Raw genomic sequence first — 20,111 nt, 5'->3', positions numbered from 1 at the left:
GACTGTCGCACCACCCGACAGGGGCGTCAATACCTGATGGAGCGTCAGAAAAGGCTGACCCCGGCCAGCCAGCCGCCGTCGATCACGAACGGCTGGCCCGTGATGTACGCCGACTCGTCCCCGGTCAGGAAGAGCGCGAGCGCCGCCACCTCCTCCGGGCGCCCGATCCGCCCGAGCGGCACGAGCGTGCGGTACAGCTCGGCCGCGGCGGCCGGGTCCACGCCCTCCGGGTTGCTCATGGGGGTGTCGATGGCGCCCGGGCAGAGGGCGTTCACCCGGATCCCCTTCGCGGCCAGCTCCAGCGCGGCGACGCGGGTGAGTCCGAGGACGGCGTGCTTGGAGGCGGCATAGGCGCCGACCCCGGCCATGCCCGTGAGCCCGGTGTACGAGGCGGTGTTGACGATCGTCCCGCCGCCGGCCGCCGCGATCTCGGGCGCGACCGTCCGGATGCCCAGGAAGCAGCCGGTCTGGTTGACGGAGACGATCGCCTGGAACTCCTCCAGGGGCGTGGAGAGCAGCTCGTTAAAGCGGAGGATGCCCGCGTTGTTGACGAGCCCGTCGATCTTCCCGAAGCGCTCCTTGGCGAACTCCACGGCCGCCGCCCAGTCGTCCTCGCTCGTCACGTCCAGGTGGACGTACGCGGCCCGCTCCTCCCCCGACCCTGCCGACTCCCCCAGCTCCTTGGCCAGCGCCTCCCCGGGACCGTCGAGGACGTCCGCGAGCACGACCCGCGCCCCTTCCCCCGCGAACAGCCGCGCCTCCTGCTCGCCCTGCCCGCGCGCCGCGCCGGTGACGAGGACGACCCGCCCGTCGAGCTTGCCCATGTCCGTACTCCCTAGAGGTGGGGGGCGACCTCCGTGCCGAAGGCCGCCATCTGGTCGATGAGTTCGGTACGGCTCCGGGAGCGGAACCGGACCTGTATCTGGTCCACGCCCATCTCCCCGTACGCGCGCAGGGAGGCGGCGAGCTCGTCCGGCGGCCCGCTCAGGGTGCGGCGGCCGACGCTCCAGGCGGGGCTGCCGACGTACAGCGGCTCGACGATCGCGCCGACGGTGATCGGCTCCGCGATCCCGGCCTCGGCGCGGAGCCGCAGCAGCTTCTGGATCTGTACGGCCAGCCGGTCGCGCGGGTCGCCCTGCGGCAGCCAGCCGTCGCCCTTGAGCGCGGCCCGGCGGACGGCGGCCGGGGAGGAGCCGCCGACCCAGAGCGGGACCCGCTCCTGCGCGGGCCGCGGCAGCTGGCCCAGCTCCTTGAAGGTGAACCGCTCCCCCGAGTGCTCCGGGTACTCCTCGGGCCCGAGCGCCGCCCGCAGCGCGTCAACGGTCTCGTCGAGCACGGCGCCCCGGCGCGCGAAGTCCACCCCGAGCGCCTCGAACTCCTCCTGTACGTGTCCGGCGCCGACCCCGAGCACGAGGCGGCCGCCGGAGAGGTGGTCGAGGGTCGCGTACGCCTTGGCGGTGACGAGCGGATGACGCAGCCCGACGACGGCGACGTGCGAGAGGAGCCGGACCCGCTCGGTGGCGGCGGCGAGGAAGGAGAGCGTGGCGACCGGGTCGTACCAGACGGTGCTCATGGCCTCGGCGAGCCGGCGCGGGATGGCGACGTGGTCGCAGCTCGCGAGGTAGTCGAAGCCGTGCGCCTCGGCGGCCCGGGCGACGGCGAGCAGATCGGCGGGCCCGGCGCCCGCCTCCCAGGGCTCGGCGTAGAGGGCGGACTGCGACTGGACGGGCAGCTGCATCCCGTAGACCACCATGGGGACCCCTTAACTGACGGTACGTCAGATATGACGAGGGGGCCCATCGTCACCGGTGACGGGCGAGGAGGCAAGGGGTGGGGCGGGGATGGCCCCGGTCGGGCGCCGGGCCCCGGGCGGACCGACAGGCAGCCGAAATGTTGGTGCAGTACATGTTTTGTAGAGATGTTCACCGACCTCGACCCCGACGTGGCCGTACCGAAGAACGCCGGACGCTGGATCGGTTCCGTCCAGCACCGGATGGCGAGGGCCGGGGAGCACCGGAGCGCCTCGGCCGTCGATCTGATGATCGCGGCCACCGCGGCCCATCACGGCCTGACCGTCCTCCATGACGGCGTCGACTAGCGCACCATCGCCCGGCACGCGGCCGACCTGAGCGAGCACAGCGTCCACGACGTCGGGTAGCAGCCGGGCTCGACGTCGGGCAGCGGCCGGGCTCGACCGGGCGCCCGGCCCCCGTCACGGCCGCCAGAGGCCCTCCGGCGACAGCCCGAGGAGGTCGATCGCGTTGCCGCGGACGATCCGCTCGACGACGTCCGGCGGCAGGTGCCCCATCTGGGCCTCGCCGACCTCCCGCGACTTGGGCCAGGTGGAGTCCGAGTGCGGGTAGTCCGTCTCGTACAGGACGTTCCCCGCCCCGATGGCGTCGAGGTTGCGCAGCCCGAAGGCGTCGTCGAAGAAGCAGCCGAAGACGTGCCCGGCGAAGAGCTCGGACGGCGGGCGCAGGACCTTCTCGGCGACCCCGCCCCAGCCCCGGTTCTCCTCCCACACGACGTCCGCGCGCTCCAGGATGTACGGGATCCAGCCGATCTGCCCCTCCGCGTACATGATCCGCAGGTTCGGGAAGCGCTCGAACGTGCCGCTCATCAGCCAGTCGACCATCGAGAAGCAGCAGTTCGCGAAGGTGATGGTCGAGCCCACGGCCGGCGGGGCGTCGGCGGAGGTGGACGGCATCCGGCTGGAGGAGCCGATGTGCATGGCGATGACCGTGCCGGTCTCGTCGCAGGCGCGGAAGAAGGGGTCCCAGTGGTCCGTGTGCACCGAGGGGAGCCCGAGGTGCGGCGGGATCTCGGAGAAGGCGACGGCCCGCACCCCGCGAGCGGCGTTCCGGCGCACCTCGGCTGCGGCGAGCTCCGGATCCCAGAGCGGGATGAGGGTGAGCGGGATCAGCCGCCCGTGGGCCTCGGGCCCGCACCACTCCTCCACCATCCAGTCGTTGTACGCGCGGACGCAGAGCAGCCCGAGTTCGCGGTCGTCCGCCTCGGTGAAGGTCTGCCCGCAGAAGCGGGGGAAGGTGGGGAAGCAGAGCGCGGACTGGACGTGGTTGACGTCCATGTCGGCGAGGCGGTCGGGGACGGAGTGGGATCCGGGCCGCATCTGCTCGAACGTGATGACTTCGAGGCGGATCTCGTCCCTGTCGTAGCCGACGGCGGTGTCGAGCCGGGTGAGGGGCCGGTGCAGGTCCTCGTAGACCCACCAGTCGCCTATCGGCCCGTCGTCCCCCTTGGCGCCCATGACCGGGGCGAACTTGCCGCCGAGGAAGGTCATTTCCTTGAGGGGCGCCCGGACGATCCGGGGGCCGGTGCCGCGGAAACGGGACGGGAGCCGGTCCCGCCAGACGTGCGGGGGCTCCACGGTGTGGTCGTCCACCGAGATGATCTTCGGGAAGGTCTCCATGGCTTTCACGGTAGCGCCGATCTGACGATGCGTCAGCTATCGTGCGGCAGATCGGGGGAGGGGGTGGGTGCGGGGGTGGGTGCGGGGGTGGGTGCGGGGGCGTCGGTCGTGCGCGGTGCCGGCGGCGGTACGAGGCGGCTCGGGCGGCGGTGCGTGCGCGATGCGGCGGCCGTATGGGGGTGCTGTGACGGGCTGTAGTGCGACCGACCCGATGCTGACGGACTCCCTCCGGACAAGGCAGACTGTCCTGGGCGAAACCAGCGGTACGGGCAGGGGGAGCGATGGACCGTGAGAACGGGCCGCGAGTTCCGGTGCAGCGGACACCGAAGACGGACGCGGGTGCCGACTCCGGCGCGGGCGTGGGTACGGGGATGAGCGCGGGCGCGGACGCCGACGCTTCGCGCGGCGACGGGGGCGTAGGCGCGGGCACGGGGGTCGCAGCGAACAGTTCCGGCAACGGCCCCGCCGCACCCACCGAAGCCGGGACCACCACCGACACCACCGACTCCGGCGCCCCCGCCCCCACCCAAGGTCTGCGTTTCGCCGTGCTCGGGCCCGTGCGGGCCTGGCGGGACGGGGAGCCCGTGCCCACCGGGTCGCCGCAGCAGCGGGCCCTGCTCGCGGCCCTGCTCCTGCGCGGCGGGCGTACCGCCACCGCGTCCGAGCTGATCGACGCGCTCTGGGGCGAGGAGTCGCCCTCGCGGGCCCTCGCGGCCGTACGGACGTACGCCTCCCGGCTCCGCAAGGCCCTGGACCCCGAGGTCCTCGTCAGCGAGTCCGGCGGCTACGCCCTGCGGACGGCCGCCGCGGCCCTCGACGTCACCCTCGCGCAGGAGCTCGCCGCCGGGGCGGAGAAGCTGCGGTCGGCCGGGGACCGCGCGGGCGCCCGCGACCGGCTCGCCGAGGCCCTCGACCTGTGGGACGGCGAGGTGCTGGCCTCCGTACCCGGCCCGTACGCCGAGACCCAGCGGACCCGCCTGGAGGAGTGGCGGCTCAGCCTCCTGGAGACCCGGCTCGACATCGACCTGGAGGTCGGCGCGCACGCCGAGGCCGTCTCCGAACTGACCGCGCTGACCGCCGCGCAGCCGCTGCGCGAGCGGCTTCGCGAGCTGCTCATGCTGGCGCTCTACCGCAGCGGGCGGCAGGCGGAGGCGCTCGCCGTGTACGCCGACACCCGCCGGCTCCTCGCCGACGAGCTGGGCGTCGACCCCACACCCGAGCTCTCCCGGCTCCAGCAGCGCATCCTCCAGGCCGACGCCGAACTCGCCCGCCCGGTCGAGGAGGCGGCCCCGGCTGCGGCGCCCGTCGCCCGCCCGGCTCAACTCCCGGCGACGGTCCCGGACTTCACGGGCCGGGGCTCGTTCGTACGGGAGCTCGGCGCCCGGCTCGCCGCCGCCGAGGGCCATGTCATGGCGGTGTCGGCGCTCGCGGGCATCGGGGGCGTCGGCAAGACGACCCTTGCCGTGCACGTCGCCCACGAGGCGAGGCCGCACTTCCCGGACGGCCAGCTGTACGTGGACCTCCAGGGGGCGGGTTCGCAAGCCGCGGCGCCGGAGACGGTCCTCGGTTCGTTCCTCCGCGCGCTCGGCACTCCGGACTCCGCCATCCCGGACTCCCTCGACGACCGGGCGGCGCTGTACCGCTCGACGCTCGACGGCCGCCGGGTTCTGGTCCTCCTGGACAACGCCCGGGACGCCGCCCAGATCCGCCCGCTGCTCCCCGGTACGGCGGGCTGCGCGGCCCTGGTGACGAGCCGGATCCGGATGGTGGACCTGGCGGGGGCGCACCTGGTGGACCTGGACGTGATGTCCCCGGAGGAGGCGCTCCAGCTCTTCACGAGGATCGTCGGCGGGGAGCGGGTCCAGGCGGAGCGGGAGGCGGCCCTGGACGTGGTCGCGGCCTGTGGTTTCCTTCCCCTGGCGATCCGTATCGCCGCGTCCCGCCTGGCGGCGCGCCGGACGTGGACGGTCTCCGTCCTGGCGGCGAAGCTGGCCGACGAGCGCCGCCGCCTGGACGAGCTCCAGGCGGGCGACCTCGCCGTCAAGGCGACCTTCGAACTCGGCTACGGGCAGCTGGAACCGGCGCAGGCGCGCGCGTTCCGGCTCCTCGGCCTCGCCGACGGCCCGGACATCTCCCTGGCGGCGGCGGCCGCCGTCCTCGACCTCCCGCTCTGGGACACGGAGGACCTCCTGGAGGCCCTGGTCGACACGTCGCTGGTGGAGTCGGCGGCCCCGGGCCGCTACCGGTACCACGATCTGGTCCGCCTCTACGCGCGTGCGTGCGCGGACCGCGACGAACAGCCCCCGTCGGAGAAGGAGGCGGCGCTCTCCCGGCTCCTCGACTTCTACCTGTCGACGGCGGCGCGCGTCTACGCGATCGAACGCCCCGGCGACCGCCTGGTGGACCACCTGGAGCCGACGGGCTACGAGGGCCTGACCTTCACGGACCGCCACGAGGCCCAGGACTGGCTGTACGCGGAGGCGAACTGCCTCCTGGCCACGGTCCGCCAGTCCGCCGCGTCCCCGACGACCCTGCGCAGGGCGGTGGACCTGCTATGGGCGTCGCTGGACCTCGGCGAGTCCGGGGCGAACTCCAAGGAGTTCGAGGCGACGGGGGCGGTCGTGCGCGACGCTGCCCACGCCCATGGCGACGACAGGGCCGAAGGCCGGGCGTTCACGGTGCTGGCGGGCGTCCACCACACGGCGGGCCGCTTCGAGGAGGCGGACCGCGACGCCGAACTCGCCCTGCCCCACGCCGATCGGGCCGACGATCCGGTCCCGGCCTGCTGGTCCGCCAACGCCCGGGGCATCATCGCCCTCTACCAGAACCGCTTCGCGGAGGGCGAGCAGTACCTCACCTCGGCGATCGAGCGGTTCCGGGGCATCGGGGACGAGCCGGGTGAGGCGAGCGCCCTCTGCAACCTGTCGCGCATCCACCTGGCCACAGGCCGTACGTCGAGCGCCATCGCTCTCGCCCGGCAGGGCACGGAGATCTACGACTCGATGGGGCACACGCTGCGGGGCGCCAACGGGCGGTACGCCCTCGGTCTGGCGCTCACCCAGGACAACCAGCTCACCGCGGCCGGCGACCGGCTCCGCGAGGCGCTGGCCGTCTTCGCCGACAGCAGGCAGCGGCTGTGGGAGGGCATGACCTACTTCCGGCTGTCCGAGGTGGACCTCGCGGCCCGGCGCCACGCGCAGGCGGCGTCGAACGCCGAGATGGCCCTCACGGTGCTCCGGGGCATCGGGGGCGAGTGGCGGCGGGGCAACGTCCTCACCGTGCTCGGCCGGGCCCTCTTCGGCATCGGCCAGAGCGGCCGGGCCCTGGTCTGCTGGCGGGAGGCCCTCGGCATCTTCGAGGAGCTCGGTGCCCCGGAGGCCGCGGACGTCCGCGCGCTGCTTGCCCCCGCGACGGCCGCGTAGGCCGGTGGCCAGTACGTTCATCGTTCGTTTATCGCCGCCCGGCATGCTCTGCCACATGACGATCCGCCGCGTCGGGGGGCAGACGGGTCGCCGATGAGGGCCACACCCCGGGAGTACTAGGGTGACCGGCCCCGGAGATTCGTCCAGCCGTCCACGGGGGAACGACTGGGCGAATCTCCACACATCTCGGACATCACACGCAGGAGTTGACGAGCATGACCGACCCGAACAAGCAGGACCCGCTCATCACCACCAAGGACATGCACGCCACCTCCGAGCCGGCGGTCGGCGCGATCACCGAGAAGATCACCGGCGGCAAGGAGGCGACCATCACCACCAAGGACATGCACGCCACCTCGGAGCCCGCGGTCGACGCGATCACCAAGAAGGTCACCGGCGGCCACGAGGAGTCCATCACCACGATGGACATGCACGCCACGACGGAGCCGGCCAAGTAGACCACTCCCGACGGGGAACGGCCGCGGCGGCGACTTCGGGGGAGCCGCCGGGGCCGACCAGGGAGGTCCGGTCGACGGGGGAGCACACGGGCTCGGGGGACACCCGGCGGCACCAGGGGGGAGCCGTCCGGGCAGGGCCCGTGCGCAACGCGATCGGACCACCGCACAACGGAGGGGCCGGGCAACTGCCCGGCCCCTCCGGCGTGTTGGGGTCCCAGTAAGAAGCGTGCCACCAGCCGCGAACGGCGGTGACCGGTCCTTGGACGGTGGTCTTGCCGGACCGGTCGGCTCGTACACTGACGAAAATGGAGGACCACACGGCCACCGGGATCGGTGCGCGTCCGGCGCCCGCCTTACGGCAGTACGTCGACTCGTATGTCGGCTTCGACCTCCGCGGGCTCCCGGCGGGGGTGCACTGCGGCCCGCCGAGCCGCGCGCTCACCGCGGTGATCAGCCTGTCGGATCCTTTGGAGGTGGCGGCGGGCGTTGACGACGGGTCACCGGTCACCCGGTTCAGCAGCGTGGCCGGCGGCCTGATGCGCCGGTCCGTCGCGATCCACCACGACGGGCGCCAGCACGGTGTGCAGGTATCGCTGACACCGCTCGGGGCCCGGGCCGTCTACGGCACGCCCGCCGCCGAGCTCGCCCACCGACTGGTCCCGCTCGACGAGCTTCTCGGAGCGCTTGCCGTCGAGCTGGTCGACCGGCTCCGATCGGCGACGACATGGGCGGCGCGGTTCACCGCGCTGGACGAATTGCTCCTCCGAGCTGTCGGCCGTGGCGCCCGCGACGACCCTGTGCGCCAGGTTCGTCCCGAGGTGGCCGAGGCGTGGCGCCGCCTCGTCGCCGCGCGGGGTCACGTCCAGGTCGGTGCGGTCGCCGCGGAACTCGGCTGGAGCCGCCGGTACCTCACCGAGCGGTTTCGCGGTGAGGTGGGCCTGTCGCCGAAGACCTTCGCCCGAGTCCTGCGCTTCGAGCACGCCCACGAACTGGCGGCGACGCGGGATCCGCTCCCGTGGGCCGATGTGGCGACCGTCTCCGGCTACGCCGACCAGGCCCATCTCGTGCGGGACTGGCGTGAGTTCACCGGCCGGTCGCCGACGGCCTGGCGTCGTGGCGAAGTCCTCCTCGGAGCCGGGTAGCCGCCGACCGCCTGCCCGTCGCGTCGGCTTCTCTTCCCTTTCCTTCAAGACCGCCCGATCACTGTCGTGGACGATCGTCGGCATGAGACTCGTCAACCACGAACGCAACGCCGTGGACCTGCGGACCATCCCCGTGCACCTCGGACTGGGATCGAGAGCGAAACCCGTCGAGGGCTTCGCCTGGGACCCGGAGGTGCTCCGGGCCTACAGCGCCGCGGTCGCGGCGGACGGCGCAGAGGGCCGGATGGTGATGATCTTCGAAGGCGACGGCCCCGGCGATCATTGGGAGAGCCACCCCGCGGGCGACGAACTGGTCGTTTGCCTCAGCGGGTCGGTGACGGTCACCCGCGACGTGGACGGGGTGCCCGACCGCGTTCTGCTCGGGCCGGGCGAGGCCACCATCAACCCGGCGGGGGTATGGCACGTGGTCGACATGGAGGGGCCTACGTCCATCCTGTCCATCACCGCGGGCCTCGGCACCGACCACCGACCTCGGACCGACACCCGTCCGACCGGACGTGACGGCACGACCGGCCCGGAGGAAGCGCCGTGACGACACGCGTCGCGTGCCTCGGCGACAGCCTCACCCGCGCGCAGTTCAGCGTCGACTACCTGGATCTTCTCGGACGACGCCACCCTCCCGGTGACGTGCGGCTCGCCCGCTTCGGCGCCAACGGCGACTTCGCCTACAACCTCTTGCAGCGCCTCGATGCCGTCATCACGGACCCGCCCGATGTGATCACGGTGTTGATCGGAACCAACGACGCCCGAGCGAGCCTCGCCGGCTACCCCGTCGAGCAGGCCATGAAGCGCAAACAGCTTCCCGGTCGCCCGTCAGCCGACTGGTTCCAGCAGTGTCTGGGAGCCGCCGTCGCGCGGCTGCGGGCGGAGACCGACGCGACGATCGGTCTGCTGTCGCTACCGGTACTCGGCCAACAACTCGACGGAGCAGCGGCCCAGGCATCGCAGGCGTACAGCCGGATGATCGCCGAGGTCGCCGCCACCAACGGGGTGGCCTACCTTCCGCTCCACGAACGCCAGATCGAGGAACTGCGCCGAGCGGACCCACCGCCGATCTCGTACCGGGAGGTGACGCCCGCAGCAGTCGTCGGCGTCCTCGTCCAGCATGCGGTACTGCGCCGCAGCCTCGACACGATCTCGCGGCGCCGAGGTCTCGTGCTCACGACCGACCACATCCACCAGAACAGCCGCGGCGCCGGCCTCATCGCCGAGGTCATCGACGCCGGTCTGCTGACCCGGAGCGCGTAGCCGTTCCGGCGCCCGGCCAGTCGGATGCCGTCCACCGCGCGGAGGCGGCGTCCGATCCGGGCGGTCGACGCCTACGGCACCGAGGTCAACCGGTGGTTCTCCAAAGGGGAGGGCCGGACGGCCCGCGGCGCGAGACCTGGCCGCTCGTGGCGACAGTGACGTCACCATGCTCCGCATGGGCCGTGGCCGCGAGCAACGCATCGATGGCGTGTTGTGGCCGTGCAGGCCTTCGAGCGTTCCGGCGCGGGCGCGGCTCTCGATCACGCCTTCGTTCCGCAGCAGCCCGAGCGCGTTGCCGGTGGCATGTTCCTGTACCTGACCGTTGTGCGGCACGAGTGCGTGTACGTCCTCCAGGTCAGCCCCTTGAGGAGGTGAAGGACACGGAGGCGGACCCGCTGGATACCCCCGGGGCCGGCGTCGACCGGGGTGTATCCGACGGTCTTCTCGACCGTAGCGTAGGCGAGGCTGCTCATCGCGGCTGGAACGTACTCGTCGCGGGACAGGTCCGGGACGCACACCCCGTGCTTGGGGTGAGACCCGCCGGGAAGCGCGCCACCAGCCGCGCCCCGCGCGCCGCGTCCTCGACCGTCAGGGTGCCGGCGTGGTCGGTGGCGATGTCGCGGGCGATGGGGAGGCCCAGGCCCGCGCCGCCCGAGGCGCGGGTGCGGGAGGCGTCGAGGCGGGTGAAGCGGTCGAAGACGCGGGCGCGGTCGGCGGGTGGGATGCCGGGGCCGTCGTCCGCCACGGCGAGGGTGACCGACGTGCCGTCCGCGGTGACCGTGACCGTGATCTGCGACTCCGCGTGGCGGCACGCGTTCGCCAGGAGGTTGCGGAGGAGTCGTTCCAGACGGGTCGCGTTGCCGTGGACGAGCGCGGGCGCCGGGGCCTCGCAGGTGACCACGAGCCCGGCGGCGTCCGGCAGGTGCTGGTGTTCGCGGACCAGGTCCTCCGCGAGGGCCGCCAGGTCGACCGGCTCCCGGGGCGCGGCCGTGGCCCGGTGGCTCGCCAGGAGCAGCAGATCGTCGGCGAGCGTCTGGAGGCGTACGACGTCGGCGGCTGCCTCCGCCACCACTTCCGGCCAGTCCGTGACCGAGTCCGGGTGGCGCAGGGCCGTCTCCAGCTGGGCGCGCAACCCCGCGAGGGGGCTGCGGAGTTCGTGGGCGGCGTCCGCCACGAACTGCTGTTGGCGTGCCGAGGACTGCTCCAGGCGGTCGAGCGTGTCGTTCGTGGTGACGGCGAGCCGGGCGATGACGTCGCCGGTGGCCGGGACGGGGACGCGCCGGTCGAGGGACTGGCCCGTGATCTCGGCGAGTTCGCGCCGGATCGCCTCGACGGGGCGCAGCGAGCGTGCCGCCGTGACGTGGACCAGTACCCCGGTGAGCAGGGCGACGAGCGGCGCCCCCGTGATCAGCGCGATCCAGTAGGCGTTGCCCATCGGCTCCGCGTGCTCCGGCTGCGCCCGTCGCATGACCTCGATCGCCACCGCGAACAGTCCGCCGGTCGTCACCGCCGCCACCAGTACCGTTCGGTTCCGGTACGGCATCCTGCCCGCGCCGCTGCCGAGCGCCGCCCAGACCGCTGCCGCCGTGAGCAGACCCGCCGAGGGGCCGATGAACATGAGGCCCCAGCGGAAGGCCTCCTTCGCCACGAGCCACGGCTTGAGCGGGTTCTCCCGGACGAGCCACTGCGTGTACATGACCATGAGGGCGCCCGACGTCAGGAAGCCGACCACCGCCGCTCTGAGCCGCGCCGTCCGTACATGGCCGCGGCCCGCGAGCCAGCCCGCGGCGCCTACGCCCAGCGCGCCCCACACGAAGCCCGGCCAGGCGAGGAACGCGATCTGCGGGCCCACCCGGTCGGTGCCCAGCACCTCGGGGATCACCCAGGGGAGCGGCCCCACCGCCCGGTCCTCCGCCTCCAGCCAGATCACCGCCGCCGCCACGACCCCCCACGCGGCCAGCCCGGACGTCACCGCCTGCCCGTAGCGCCGCCACCACTCAGCCACGGCCCGCCACCCGGTACCCCGCCCCCCGCACCGTCTCGATCGTCTCGCGCCCGAACGGCGCGTCGATCTTCTTCCGTACGGCGCTGATGTACACGTGCACGATGTTCGGGTCGCCCGTGAAGTCCGCCGACCACACCTCGTCGAGGATGTCGAGCGTCGGGACCACCTCGTCGGGGCGCAGCAGCAGGCAGTGGAGCACCGCGAACTCCTTCGGGGTCAGGGCGATCGGCTCGGCGCCCCGGCCGCAGGTCCGGCGGGCCTGGTCCAGCCAGAGGTCGCCGCACTCCAGGCGGGTGCGGGTGCGGGCGCCGCCGCGGCGCAGCAGGGCGCGGAGCCGGGCCTCCAGGACGACGTACGAGAAGGGTTTGGCGAGGTAGTCGTCGGCGCCCGTGTCGAGGCCCTCGGCCTCGTCGTACTCGCCGTTCTTGGCCGTCAGCATCATCACGGGCACGTCGTTGTCCTCGGCGCGGAGCCGCGAGCAGACCTGGTAGCCGTTGAGGCCGGGCAGCATGAGGTCGAGCAGGACGGCCGCGTAGCGGTGCTCCCGTGCCAGGTGGAGCCCCGTGACGCCGTCGTGGGCCACGTCGACCGTGTACCCGACGGCCGAGAGGCCGCGCCGCAGTGAGGCGGCGATCCTCACCTCGTCCTCGATCACCAGTACGCGCATGGGCCGAGTATCTCCGGGGCGCCGGATGCGGGGCTGAGGAAATCCTCAGGGTTCCTCAGCCCCGCCTCAGGGTCGGTCACCGAGGGTCGCCCCCATGGCTGTGATCCTCTCCCCCACGCCCGCTCCCCCACCCTGCCTCTCCCGTACGGCTTCCCGGACCGTACCCGGCCTGCTCGGCTTGCTCTCCTTCGTCTCCTCCTCGGTGTTCGCGCTGCGCGAGCACGCCCGGTTCGGGACGACGGGCTACGACCTGGGGATCTTCGGGCAGGCGGTGCGCTCGTACGCGGAGGGGCGGGCGCCCGCCTCGGAGCTCCGGGCGGCGACCGCGCCGACCGGTTTCGCGGGGGACGCGTATCCGCTGCTCGGCGACCACTTCCACCCGGTCCTCGCCCTGCTCGCACCGCTCTACCGGCTCGTCCCGCGCGTCGAGACGCTCCTCGTCGCGCAGGCCGCGCTCGTCGCCCTCGCCGTGTACGTCGTCGCGCGGACGGCGCAACGGCACCTGCCGGGGCGGAAGTTCGCGCCGGTGGCCGTCGGGACGGCGTGCGGGCTCGGCTGGGGGGTGCAGCAGCTGATCGGTTTCGACTTCCACGAGGTGGCGTTCGCCGTACCGCTGCTCGCCCTCGCCTGCCGCGCGTACCTCGACGGGCGGACCCGGGCCGCCGCGTGCTGGGCCGCCGCCCTGCTCCTGGTGAAGGAGGACCTGGGGGCGACGACCGCCGTCCTCGGGCTGCTGCTCGCGCGGCAGGACCGGCGCGTCGGCCTCGCGCTCACCGCCGGGTCCCTGCTCGGCGCCGTACTGATCGTGTACGGGGTGATCCCGGCGTTCGCCGCCGACGGGCAGTACGTGTACCTGGCCCAGACCCCCGGGTCGTCCGCGGCTTCAGGGGCGTACGGGCTCCTCGACGGCTGGCACGTGAAGGCGCTGACCGTCCTGCTGCTGCTCGCCGCGACCGGCGGGCTCGTGCTGCGCAGCCCGCTCGCCTGGTTGCTGCTTCCCACTCTCGCCTGGCGGTTCACCTCCGCCAACCCCGCCCACTGGGAGCCGGGGCTCCACTACTCGGCGGTGCTCGTGCCGATCGCCTTCGCCGCCCTCGTCGACGCCCTGCGCAGGGGCGCCCGGCTGCCGCTCTCCGTGCCCCTGGCGGTCGCGCTCCTGCTGCTGCCCGTCCAGCCGGTGGCGGCGCTCGTCACCCCCGGTTTCTGGCGGGACGGGCCCCGGGAGGCCGCCGCCCGCCGGGCCGTCGAGCTGGTGCCGGACGGGGCCCGGGTCGCGGCGAGCAACAGTCTGGCCCCGCACCTGACCGACCGGGCGACCGTGCACCTGGTCGCGGACGGGGTCCTGGACCGGCGCCCGGTCGTGGAGTGGATCGTGGCGGACCGGGCGGAGAAGTACCCGGCCGGCGCGGTCGGCGGCGTTCTGGAGCGGGCCGCCGCGGCGGGGTGGCGGGTCGTGCGGGAGGAGGCCGGGATCGTCGTGCTCGCGCGGACGGGTCAGCGGGCGTAGGAACCGAGGCCGATCAGGCAGTACACGTACTCGCTGACGACGGCGCCGTTCATCGTGTAGCGGTGCGAGAAGGCGTACTGCGTCTTGGGGTTGGAGTTGCAGTTGTCCATGTCGGAGGTGAAGGGGAAGGTCTGGATCACCTTGTAGTGGGCGTCGGCCGCCGAGCAGGGGACCTCCTCGACGTCGTCGACGGTCTGCGCGGTCGTCGAGTCGGGGAGGGAGCCGTTGAGGCAGGTGCCCTTGTCGTAGGGGTCGGGCTCCTCCTCGGTGGGGGTGGCCGTCGCCGTGGCCGTGGGGTCGCCGAGGACGGGCGGCGGCTCGAACGAGAAGGTCGGCACCACCACCGGGCCGGGGCCCTTGGAGCCGGCCGCGCCGTCGTCGCCGTCGCCGTCGCTCAGGAGGGATATGCCTCCGATGATCGCGCCGATGACGAAGAGGGGGACCAGGCAGCCGAGGATCCCGGACTTCTTGGCGGGCTGCGCCGCGCCGGCGACCGTGATGCGCAGATACACGGTGCCCTCGCCGAACCGGGCCGCGACGAGCTCGCCGTGGTGGCAGGGACGGACGGTGATGTGAGCGGGCCCGGTCGGCAGCTGGACGGTGAGGATCACGCCCTGGGCGGCCTGCTGAGGGGTGAGGGTCAGGGGAATCTCTTGCGTCGACACCGGCTGCTCCTGAGGAGGGGAGGGGTGGGGAGGTAGAGGTGCGGGACTGCCCATATGACGTGTACACGGAGGGGGTTGGTTGCGCACCGGCCGCGCGGGGCGCGGGAAGCACGGGAGGCGCGGTCAGCGATTCCGGCACCCCACTCCTTGAACACCCCCCACCTACCTTCCCTCCCGCAGCACCCCCTTCACCACCTTCCCGCTCGCGTTTCTCGGCAGTTCGTCCACGAACTCGACCTGTCTCGGCACCTTGTAGTTCGCCATCTCCCGCCGCGACCAGGCGATCAGGTCGTCCGCCGTGACCCTCGCCCCCGGTCGCCGTACCGCGAAGGCCTTGCCCACCTCCCCCAGTCTCGCGTCGGGGACGCCGATCACGGCCACGTCCGCGATGTCGGGGTGGAGGCCGAGGAGTTGCTCGATCTCGGCCGGGTAGGCGTTGAAGCCGCCCACGATGAACATGTCCTTGAGCCGGTCGGTGATCCGCAGGTTGCCGGCCTCGTCGAGGACGCCGACGTCCCCCGTACGGAGCCAGCCGTCCGCGTCGATCGCCGCCGCCGTCGCCTCCTCGTCGTCGTCGTAGCCGCTCATCACGTGGTGGCCGCGGACCAGGACCTCACCGGTCGGGGAGAGACGGACCTCGGTGCCGGGGATCGGGCGGCCCGAGGTGGTGGCGACGGTCGTGTCCGGGTCGTCGCGGCGGCACATGGTGACGATGCCGCTCGCCTCGGAGAGGCCGTACGCCGTGAGGACCGTACCGACGCCCAGGTCGGCGCGGAGGCGTTCGACGAGCCGGAGGGGGACCACGGCCGCGCCCGTCACGACGAGGCGGAGGGAGGTGAGGTCGTGGGCCGGGCGGGCGGGGTGGTCCAGGAGCGACTGGTGGAGGGTGGGCGGGCCGGGCAGGACCGTGATGCGTTCGGCGGCGATGTTGGCGAGGACCGTGTCGACGGTGAAGACGGACTGCGGGACGATCACCGCGCCCCGCATCAGGCAGGCGAGGATCCCGGCCTTGTAGCCGAAGGTGTGGAAGAAGGGGTTGACGACGAGATAGCGGTCGCCCTCCCGGAGGCCCGCGAGCTCGGACCAGATCGCGTAGCAGCGCAGGCTCTGGGCGTGGCTGATGACCGCGCCCTTGGGGCGGCCGGTGGTGCCTGAGGTGTAGATGATGTCGGAGGGTGCGCCGGGGGCGATCGAGTCGGCCCGCGCGCGGACCCGGGCGGCCGGGACGCTGTCGCCCTCCGCGAGGAAGGCCTTCCAGGTCGTCCAGCCCGCGTCGTCCGGGGCGGTGTCCCCGAGGACCACGACCCTCTCCAGGTGCGGCAGCGCCACTCCGCAGCGGCGCAGGGAGGCCACGTACGAGGTGCCGAGGAAGGTGCCGGTGACGAAGAGCAGCCGGGCCCGGGAGCGCTGGAGGACGTGGGCGGCCTCGGTGCCCTTGAAGCGGGTGTTCAGGGGGACGAGGACGGCGCCGGCGGTGACCGCGCCGAGCGCGGAGACGATCCAGTCCAGGGTGTTGGGGGCCCAGACCGCCACCCGGTCGCCGGTCCGGACGCCGGTGGCGAGGCAGGCGGCGGCGGCCCGTTCGACGCGTGCGCCGAGTTCGGCGTAGCTCACGCGGGTCCGGCCGTCGACGACGGCCTCCCGCGCGCCGTACCGCTCGGCCGCCGCCCGTACGAGACCGGGGATCGTGCCCCACTCCAGGTCGCCGCGCATACCCCACCTCCTGTAGCTGACTGTTCGTCAGATTAGTTGTAACCTGACGCGCTGTCAGCAGTGCTGTCGCATCGGGAGGTTCCGTGCTCAAGGACGCCACCGCCATTGTCGGGATAGGTCAGACCGCCTTCGCGAAACAGCTCCCCGAGACCGAGAAGGCCCTCGCCTGCCGGGCGATCCTCGCCGCCCTCGACGACGCGGGGATCGACCCGTCCGAGGTCGACGGCTTCGCCTCGTACACGATGGAGGAGACCGACGAGGTCGAGGTCGCCAAGGCCATCGGCGCCGGCGACGTGACCTTCTTCTCCAAGGTCGGCTACGGCGGCGGCGGCTCCTGCGCGACCGTCGGCCACCTCGCCGCCGCCGTCGCCACCGGTCAGGCGAGCGTCGGCGTCGCCTGGCGGTCGCGGAAGCGGGGCAGCGGGCCGCGCCCCTGGAAGAACACCGCCGTCCAGCTGCCCACCCCCGGCCAGTGGACCCGGCCGTTCGGCCTGCTCCGCCCCGCCGACGAGATCGGCATGCTCGCCCGCCGCTACATGCACGAGTACGGCGCCACCCGCGACCACCTCTTCAACGTCGCCCTCGCCTGCCGCAACCGCGCCAACCAGAACCCCGACGCGATCATGTACGAGCGCCCGCTGACCCGCGAGATGTACATGAACGCCCGGTGGATCAGCGAACCCCTCTGCCTTTTCGACAACTGTCTGGAGACGGACGGGGCGTTGGCGTGCGTGATCGTCTCCGCCGAGCGGGCCCGCGACTGCCGCCGGAAGCCGGTGTACGTCCACTCCGCCGCCCAGGGCCTGCCCGCCCAGCACCACGGCATGGTCAACTACTGGAACGACGACCCCCTGTCCGGACCCGCCTGGACGGCCGCCCGCCACCTCTGGAAGCACGCCGACTTCGGCCCCCAGGACGTCGACGTCGCCCAGATCTACGACGCCTTCACCCCGCTCGTCCCGCTCTCCCTTGAGGGATACGGCTTCTGCGGGCGCGGTGAGGGCGCCGCCTTCACCGAGGGCGGCGCCCTGGAGATCGGCGGCCGGCTCCCCCTCAACACCGGCGGCGGCGGGCTCTCGGAGGCGTACGTCCACGGCTTCAACCTCATCACCGAGGGCGTGAAGCAGCTCCGCGGCACCTCCACCGCCCAAGTCCCCGACGCCGCCACCTGCCTCGTCACGGCCGGCGAGGGCGTCCCCACCTCCGCGATCCTGCTCAGGAACTGAGGAGTCGAGATGCTGACCCCCGTCACCGACACGGACGGCGCCCCCTTCTGGGAGTACACCGCCCGGGGCGAGCTCCGCGTCCAGGCCTGCGCGGCCCCCGACTGCGGCGAGCTCCGCTTCCCGCCCCGCCCCTGCTGCCCGCACTGCCGCTCCTTCGACAGCGAGTGGCGGCTCATGTCCGGACGCGGCCGGATCTGGTCGTACGTCCTGCCCCACCCGCCGCTCCTGCCCGAGTACGCCGCCCAGGCCCCGTACAACGCGGTGCTCGTCGAACTCGCCGACGCCCCCCGCATCCGCCTCGTCGGCAACGTCGTCGCCGCCCCCGACGCGCCCCTGAACTCGGTCGACCCGGGACGGCTGCGCATCGGCGCCCCGGTGAAGGTCGCGTTCACCGAGCTCGACGGCCTCGCCGTCCCCCGCTGGCTCCTGGAGCGCGGATGAGAACCCCCGGCGCCCCCGGCATCACGGTCGACCGCGACAAGGAGACCGGCGTCGCGGTCGTCACCCTCGACCGGGCGGAGAAGCACAACGCGATCACCCTGGACATGGCCCGCGAACTGGCCGCCGTCTGGCGGGGGTTCCGGTACGAGGACGAGGTCCGCGCGATCGTCGTCACCGGGGCCGGGGGGCGGGCCTTCTGCACCGGGATCGACCGGGCCGCCGTCGGGGACATCCCCCAGCCCTCCTCCCCGTACACGATCGACGATCCGCTCCTCACGATCGGCCCCAAGGCGAACGACCTGTGGAAGCCGGTGATCGCCGCCGTCGAGGGGATGGCCTGCGGCGGGGCGTTCTACCTGCTCGGCGAGTCGGAGTTCCTGATCGCGGGCGAGGACGCCACCTTCTTCGACCCGCACACCACCTACGGGATGGTCAGCGCCTTCGAGACCGTCCACATGGCGCAGCGGATGCCCTACGGGGAGATCGCCCGGATGGCGCTGATGGGCAGCGCGGAACGGATCTCGGCCCGGCGGGCGTACGAGACGGGGCTGGTCAGCGAGGTGACGGAGCCCGGCGGGGCGCTCGGCGCCGCCCTCACGGCCGCCACCGTCATCGCCGGCCATCCCACGGAGGGGGTCCAGGGCACGGTCCGGGCCCTGTGGTCGGTGAAGGAGACGGCCAGGGCCCAGGCCCTCGCCCACGCGCCGCATCTGGTGGCCCTGGGGAACCTGTCACCGGAGCGGCAGGCGGAGCTGTTCGTGCGTCGGGCAGCGGGGTTCAGGACGAGGTAGGCAGCGGGGTTCAGGACGAGGTGGGCGAAGGGGTCGAGGAGGGCGTGGTCGAGGCGGTGGCCCCGTCGGCCTCGCCCTCGTCGAGGGCGACGCACTCCCTCACCCGGTCGACGGTCCCCGGGTGCGCCATCTCCACCTCGAAGGTCTTCGTCCCCCGGCGCTCGACCGTGACCGTCGTCTCGGCCTGGTCCACCACCTTGTGACCCGCCCCCTCGAACCGCACGACGACCCGGAACGTCTTCTCCTCCCACGCGTCCGAGGTGATCCTCACCGTGGCCGTGGTGTCCGCCTTGCGGGCCGGCTTGCCCTTGCGCTTCTTCTGCGCGGGCTTCACGCAGTCGACGACGGTGACGCGGACGTCCGCCGTCGGAGTGGCGGTCGGCGCGGGGTCGTACGTGTACTCGTCGGCGGCGCTGTTGCCGCCCGACCCGCTGTAGTCGTCGTTGCTCTTCTCGTCGTTGGAGCAGCCGCCGCCGGAGTCGTCGTCCGAGCGGCTCTTGCTCTTCCCGCTGCCGCCGCCGCTGCCGCCGCTGCTGCCGCCCTTGCCGGTCTGGAATCCGGTCAGCGCGAGCACCACCACCGTGAGCGTCGCCGCCAGCTTCAGACGTGTGCGTACCATCGCCGTCCCCGCCATCCCTGTCGTGTCCGCGCCACTCTAACCACGTCCCGATGCCGCCTGGCGGGCCCCCCGCACCGGGCGTAGCGTCGGGAGCGGGAGCGCCCGGACCGTCAGGAGGCCGCATCGATGATTCGCAACATCGTCGGCTCGGTCCTGGCTCTCGCCGGAGCGACGGCCGCCGTCTGGAGCCCCTTCCGTGCCTGGTACGACGGCCGTCACGGACGCGACTACGCCCTCGGCGACCTGTTCACCGGCATCACGGGCGACAAGGCCGACGTCCTGGGCTCGATCCTGCTGCCGTTCCTCCTCGCCGCGCTCCTCACCCTCGTCGGTGTGGTGCTGCGCTCGCGCCTGCTCGTCGCCCTCGCCGGGGTCGTCGTCCTCGGCTTCACGATCCTGTGGATGGTGCGGGTCGGGCAGGCCGAGGGCAGCCTCACGGTCGGCGGCGACGGTACGGGGCTCGGTGACGGCGTCGGATTCGCCTCCGGCGGCGGCGTCCTGCTGCTGCTCGGCGCGCTCGTCATGTCCGGCAGGACCCGGGCGCACCGGGTGGACGGGAAGCCCCGCCACCAGCACCCGCCGCTGGACCAGCAGCCGCCGCACGGCGGCCCGCCCCTCGACGGCCCGCCGCAGGACGACACCCCGGCCGATCCCCGCCGGCACCCCCAGGCCTCGACGCCGTACGCCTCGACGCAGACGTACGACGTCCCGACGTGGGACCCGGACCGGGAGAACCCGCCGCCACGGCAGTAGCCC

At 73.1% G+C, this 20,111-nt stretch carries 18 protein-coding genes and 1 pseudogene; 11 read left to right on the top strand and 8 right to left on the bottom strand.

Annotation, left to right across the window (positions count from 1 at the left end; translation table 11 throughout):
* Window positions 1–44: 44 nt before the first annotated feature.
* Together ABT034_RS18975 and ABT034_RS18970 are read right to left on the bottom strand one after the other, a co-directional pair.
* Window positions 45–824 carry an SDR family NAD(P)-dependent oxidoreductase gene (locus tag ABT034_RS18975; RefSeq protein WP_351216540.1) on the bottom strand — a complete coding sequence of 260 codons (780 nt, stop codon included), beginning with the start codon at window positions 822–824 and terminating at the stop codon, window positions 45–47.
* A gap of 11 nt (window positions 825–835) precedes the next feature.
* Window positions 836–1,753, bottom strand: a complete 918-nt coding sequence (locus ABT034_RS18970) for an LLM class F420-dependent oxidoreductase (RefSeq protein WP_351216538.1) — start codon at window positions 1,751–1,753, stop codon at window positions 836–838.
* A gap of 159 nt (window positions 1,754–1,912) precedes the next feature.
* On the opposite strand from ABT034_RS18970, the pseudogene ABT034_RS18965 reads away from it, so the two are divergent.
* Window positions 1,913–2,098 (top strand): annotated as a pseudogene (locus ABT034_RS18965) (PIN domain-containing protein); the annotation flags it as partial.
* 114 nt (window positions 2,099–2,212) lie between these two features.
* On the opposite strand, the gene ABT034_RS18960 reads toward ABT034_RS18965, so the two are convergent.
* Complete coding sequence (locus ABT034_RS18960; protein ID WP_351216536.1) at window positions 2,213–3,430, bottom strand: amidohydrolase family protein; 1,218 nt, start codon at window positions 3,428–3,430, stop codon at window positions 2,213–2,215.
* A 281-nt stretch (window positions 3,431–3,711) separates the two neighbouring features.
* Between ABT034_RS18960 and afsR the strand changes: the two genes are divergently transcribed.
* The 5 genes from afsR (at window position 3,712) to ABT034_RS18935 (ending at window position 9,721) form a co-directional block, all read left to right on the top strand.
* Window positions 3,712–6,852: an SARP-family global regulator AfsR gene (afsR, locus tag ABT034_RS18955; protein WP_351216534.1), complete on the top strand. Its 3,141-nt coding sequence runs from the start codon at window positions 3,712–3,714 to the stop codon at window positions 6,850–6,852.
* A 215-nt stretch (window positions 6,853–7,067) separates the two neighbouring features.
* Window positions 7,068–7,310: a hypothetical protein gene (locus tag ABT034_RS18950; RefSeq protein ID WP_351216532.1), complete on the top strand. Its 243-nt coding sequence runs from the start codon at window positions 7,068–7,070 to the stop codon at window positions 7,308–7,310.
* Between the two features lie 305 nt (window positions 7,311–7,615).
* Window positions 7,616–8,452, top strand: a complete 837-nt coding sequence (locus ABT034_RS18945) for a helix-turn-helix domain-containing protein (protein WP_351216530.1) — start codon at window positions 7,616–7,618, stop codon at window positions 8,450–8,452.
* Between the two features lie 82 nt (window positions 8,453–8,534).
* Window positions 8,535–9,005 carry a cupin domain-containing protein gene (locus ABT034_RS18940; RefSeq protein WP_351216528.1) on the top strand — a complete coding sequence of 157 codons (471 nt, stop codon included), beginning with the start codon at window positions 8,535–8,537 and terminating at the stop codon, window positions 9,003–9,005.
* The gene (locus ABT034_RS18935; protein WP_351216526.1) at window positions 9,002–9,721 is read left to right on the top strand and encodes an SGNH/GDSL hydrolase family protein; all 720 of its coding nucleotides are present in this window, start codon (window positions 9,002–9,004) and stop codon (window positions 9,719–9,721) included. Before ABT034_RS18940 ends, ABT034_RS18935 begins: the two co-directional genes overlap by 4 nt.
* Before the next feature lie 469 nt (window positions 9,722–10,190).
* Here ABT034_RS18935 and ABT034_RS18930 read toward each other — a convergent pair whose 3' ends face one another.
* Window positions 10,191–11,726, bottom strand: coding sequence for a sensor histidine kinase (locus tag ABT034_RS18930; RefSeq protein WP_351216524.1), 1,536 nt, complete (start codon window positions 11,724–11,726; stop codon window positions 10,191–10,193).
* Window positions 11,719–12,393, bottom strand: coding sequence for a response regulator transcription factor (locus ABT034_RS18925; RefSeq protein ID WP_351216522.1), 675 nt, complete (start codon window positions 12,391–12,393; stop codon window positions 11,719–11,721). The genes ABT034_RS18930 and ABT034_RS18925 overlap by 8 nt, the downstream gene beginning before the upstream one ends.
* Before the next feature lie 94 nt (window positions 12,394–12,487).
* Between ABT034_RS18925 and ABT034_RS18920 the strand changes: the two genes are divergently transcribed.
* Window positions 12,488–13,900, top strand: a complete 1,413-nt coding sequence (locus ABT034_RS18920) for a DUF2079 domain-containing protein (RefSeq protein ID WP_351216520.1) — start codon at window positions 12,488–12,490, stop codon at window positions 13,898–13,900.
* On the opposite strand, the gene ABT034_RS18915 is transcribed toward ABT034_RS18920, so the two are convergent.
* Together ABT034_RS18915 and ABT034_RS18910 are read right to left on the bottom strand one after the other, a co-directional pair.
* Window positions 13,888–14,565: an LppU/SCO3897 family protein gene (locus tag ABT034_RS18915; RefSeq protein WP_351216518.1), complete on the bottom strand. Its 678-nt coding sequence runs from the start codon at window positions 14,563–14,565 to the stop codon at window positions 13,888–13,890. The genes ABT034_RS18920 and ABT034_RS18915 overlap by 13 nt on opposite strands.
* Before the next feature lie 162 nt (window positions 14,566–14,727).
* Window positions 14,728–16,278: a FadD3 family acyl-CoA ligase gene (locus ABT034_RS18910; protein ID WP_351216516.1), complete on the bottom strand. Its 1,551-nt coding sequence runs from the start codon at window positions 16,276–16,278 to the stop codon at window positions 14,728–14,730.
* Between the two features lie 83 nt (window positions 16,279–16,361).
* Here ABT034_RS18910 and ABT034_RS18905 point away from each other — a divergent pair, with 83 nt between their 5' ends.
* The 3 genes from ABT034_RS18905 to ABT034_RS18895 are packed head-to-tail and all read left to right on the top strand — an operon-like array spanning window position 16,362 to window position 18,736.
* Complete coding sequence (locus ABT034_RS18905; protein ID WP_351216514.1) at window positions 16,362–17,504, top strand: lipid-transfer protein; 1,143 nt, start codon at window positions 16,362–16,364, stop codon at window positions 17,502–17,504.
* A 9-nt stretch (window positions 17,505–17,513) separates the two neighbouring features.
* Window positions 17,514–17,945: a Zn-ribbon domain-containing OB-fold protein gene (locus ABT034_RS18900; RefSeq protein WP_351216512.1), complete on the top strand. Its 432-nt coding sequence runs from the start codon at window positions 17,514–17,516 to the stop codon at window positions 17,943–17,945.
* The gene (locus ABT034_RS18895; protein WP_351216510.1) at window positions 17,942–18,736 is read left to right on the top strand and encodes an enoyl-CoA hydratase/isomerase family protein; all 795 of its coding nucleotides are present in this window, start codon (window positions 17,942–17,944) and stop codon (window positions 18,734–18,736) included. Before ABT034_RS18900 ends, ABT034_RS18895 begins: the two co-directional genes overlap by 4 nt.
* A gap of 10 nt (window positions 18,737–18,746) precedes the next feature.
* Here the strand turns inward: ABT034_RS18895 and ABT034_RS18890 are convergent, their stop codons facing one another.
* Window positions 18,747–19,355 carry a hypothetical protein gene (locus ABT034_RS18890; protein ID WP_351216508.1) on the bottom strand — a complete coding sequence of 203 codons (609 nt, stop codon included), beginning with the start codon at window positions 19,353–19,355 and terminating at the stop codon, window positions 18,747–18,749.
* Between the two features lie 126 nt (window positions 19,356–19,481).
* Between ABT034_RS18890 and ABT034_RS18885 the strand changes: the two genes are divergently transcribed.
* Window positions 19,482–20,108 carry a hypothetical protein gene (locus tag ABT034_RS18885; RefSeq protein WP_351216506.1) on the top strand — a complete coding sequence of 209 codons (627 nt, stop codon included), beginning with the start codon at window positions 19,482–19,484 and terminating at the stop codon, window positions 20,106–20,108.
* Window positions 20,109–20,111 lie beyond the last annotated feature (3 nt).

Origin of the sequence: Streptomyces sp. NPDC002773 (assembly GCF_040295605.1) — a bacterium.
GTDB lineage: Bacteria > Actinomycetota > Actinomycetes > Streptomycetales > Streptomycetaceae > Streptomyces.
Note: the sequence above shows the minus strand (reverse complement) of the source record. Positions and strands in the feature narration are given on the sequence as shown.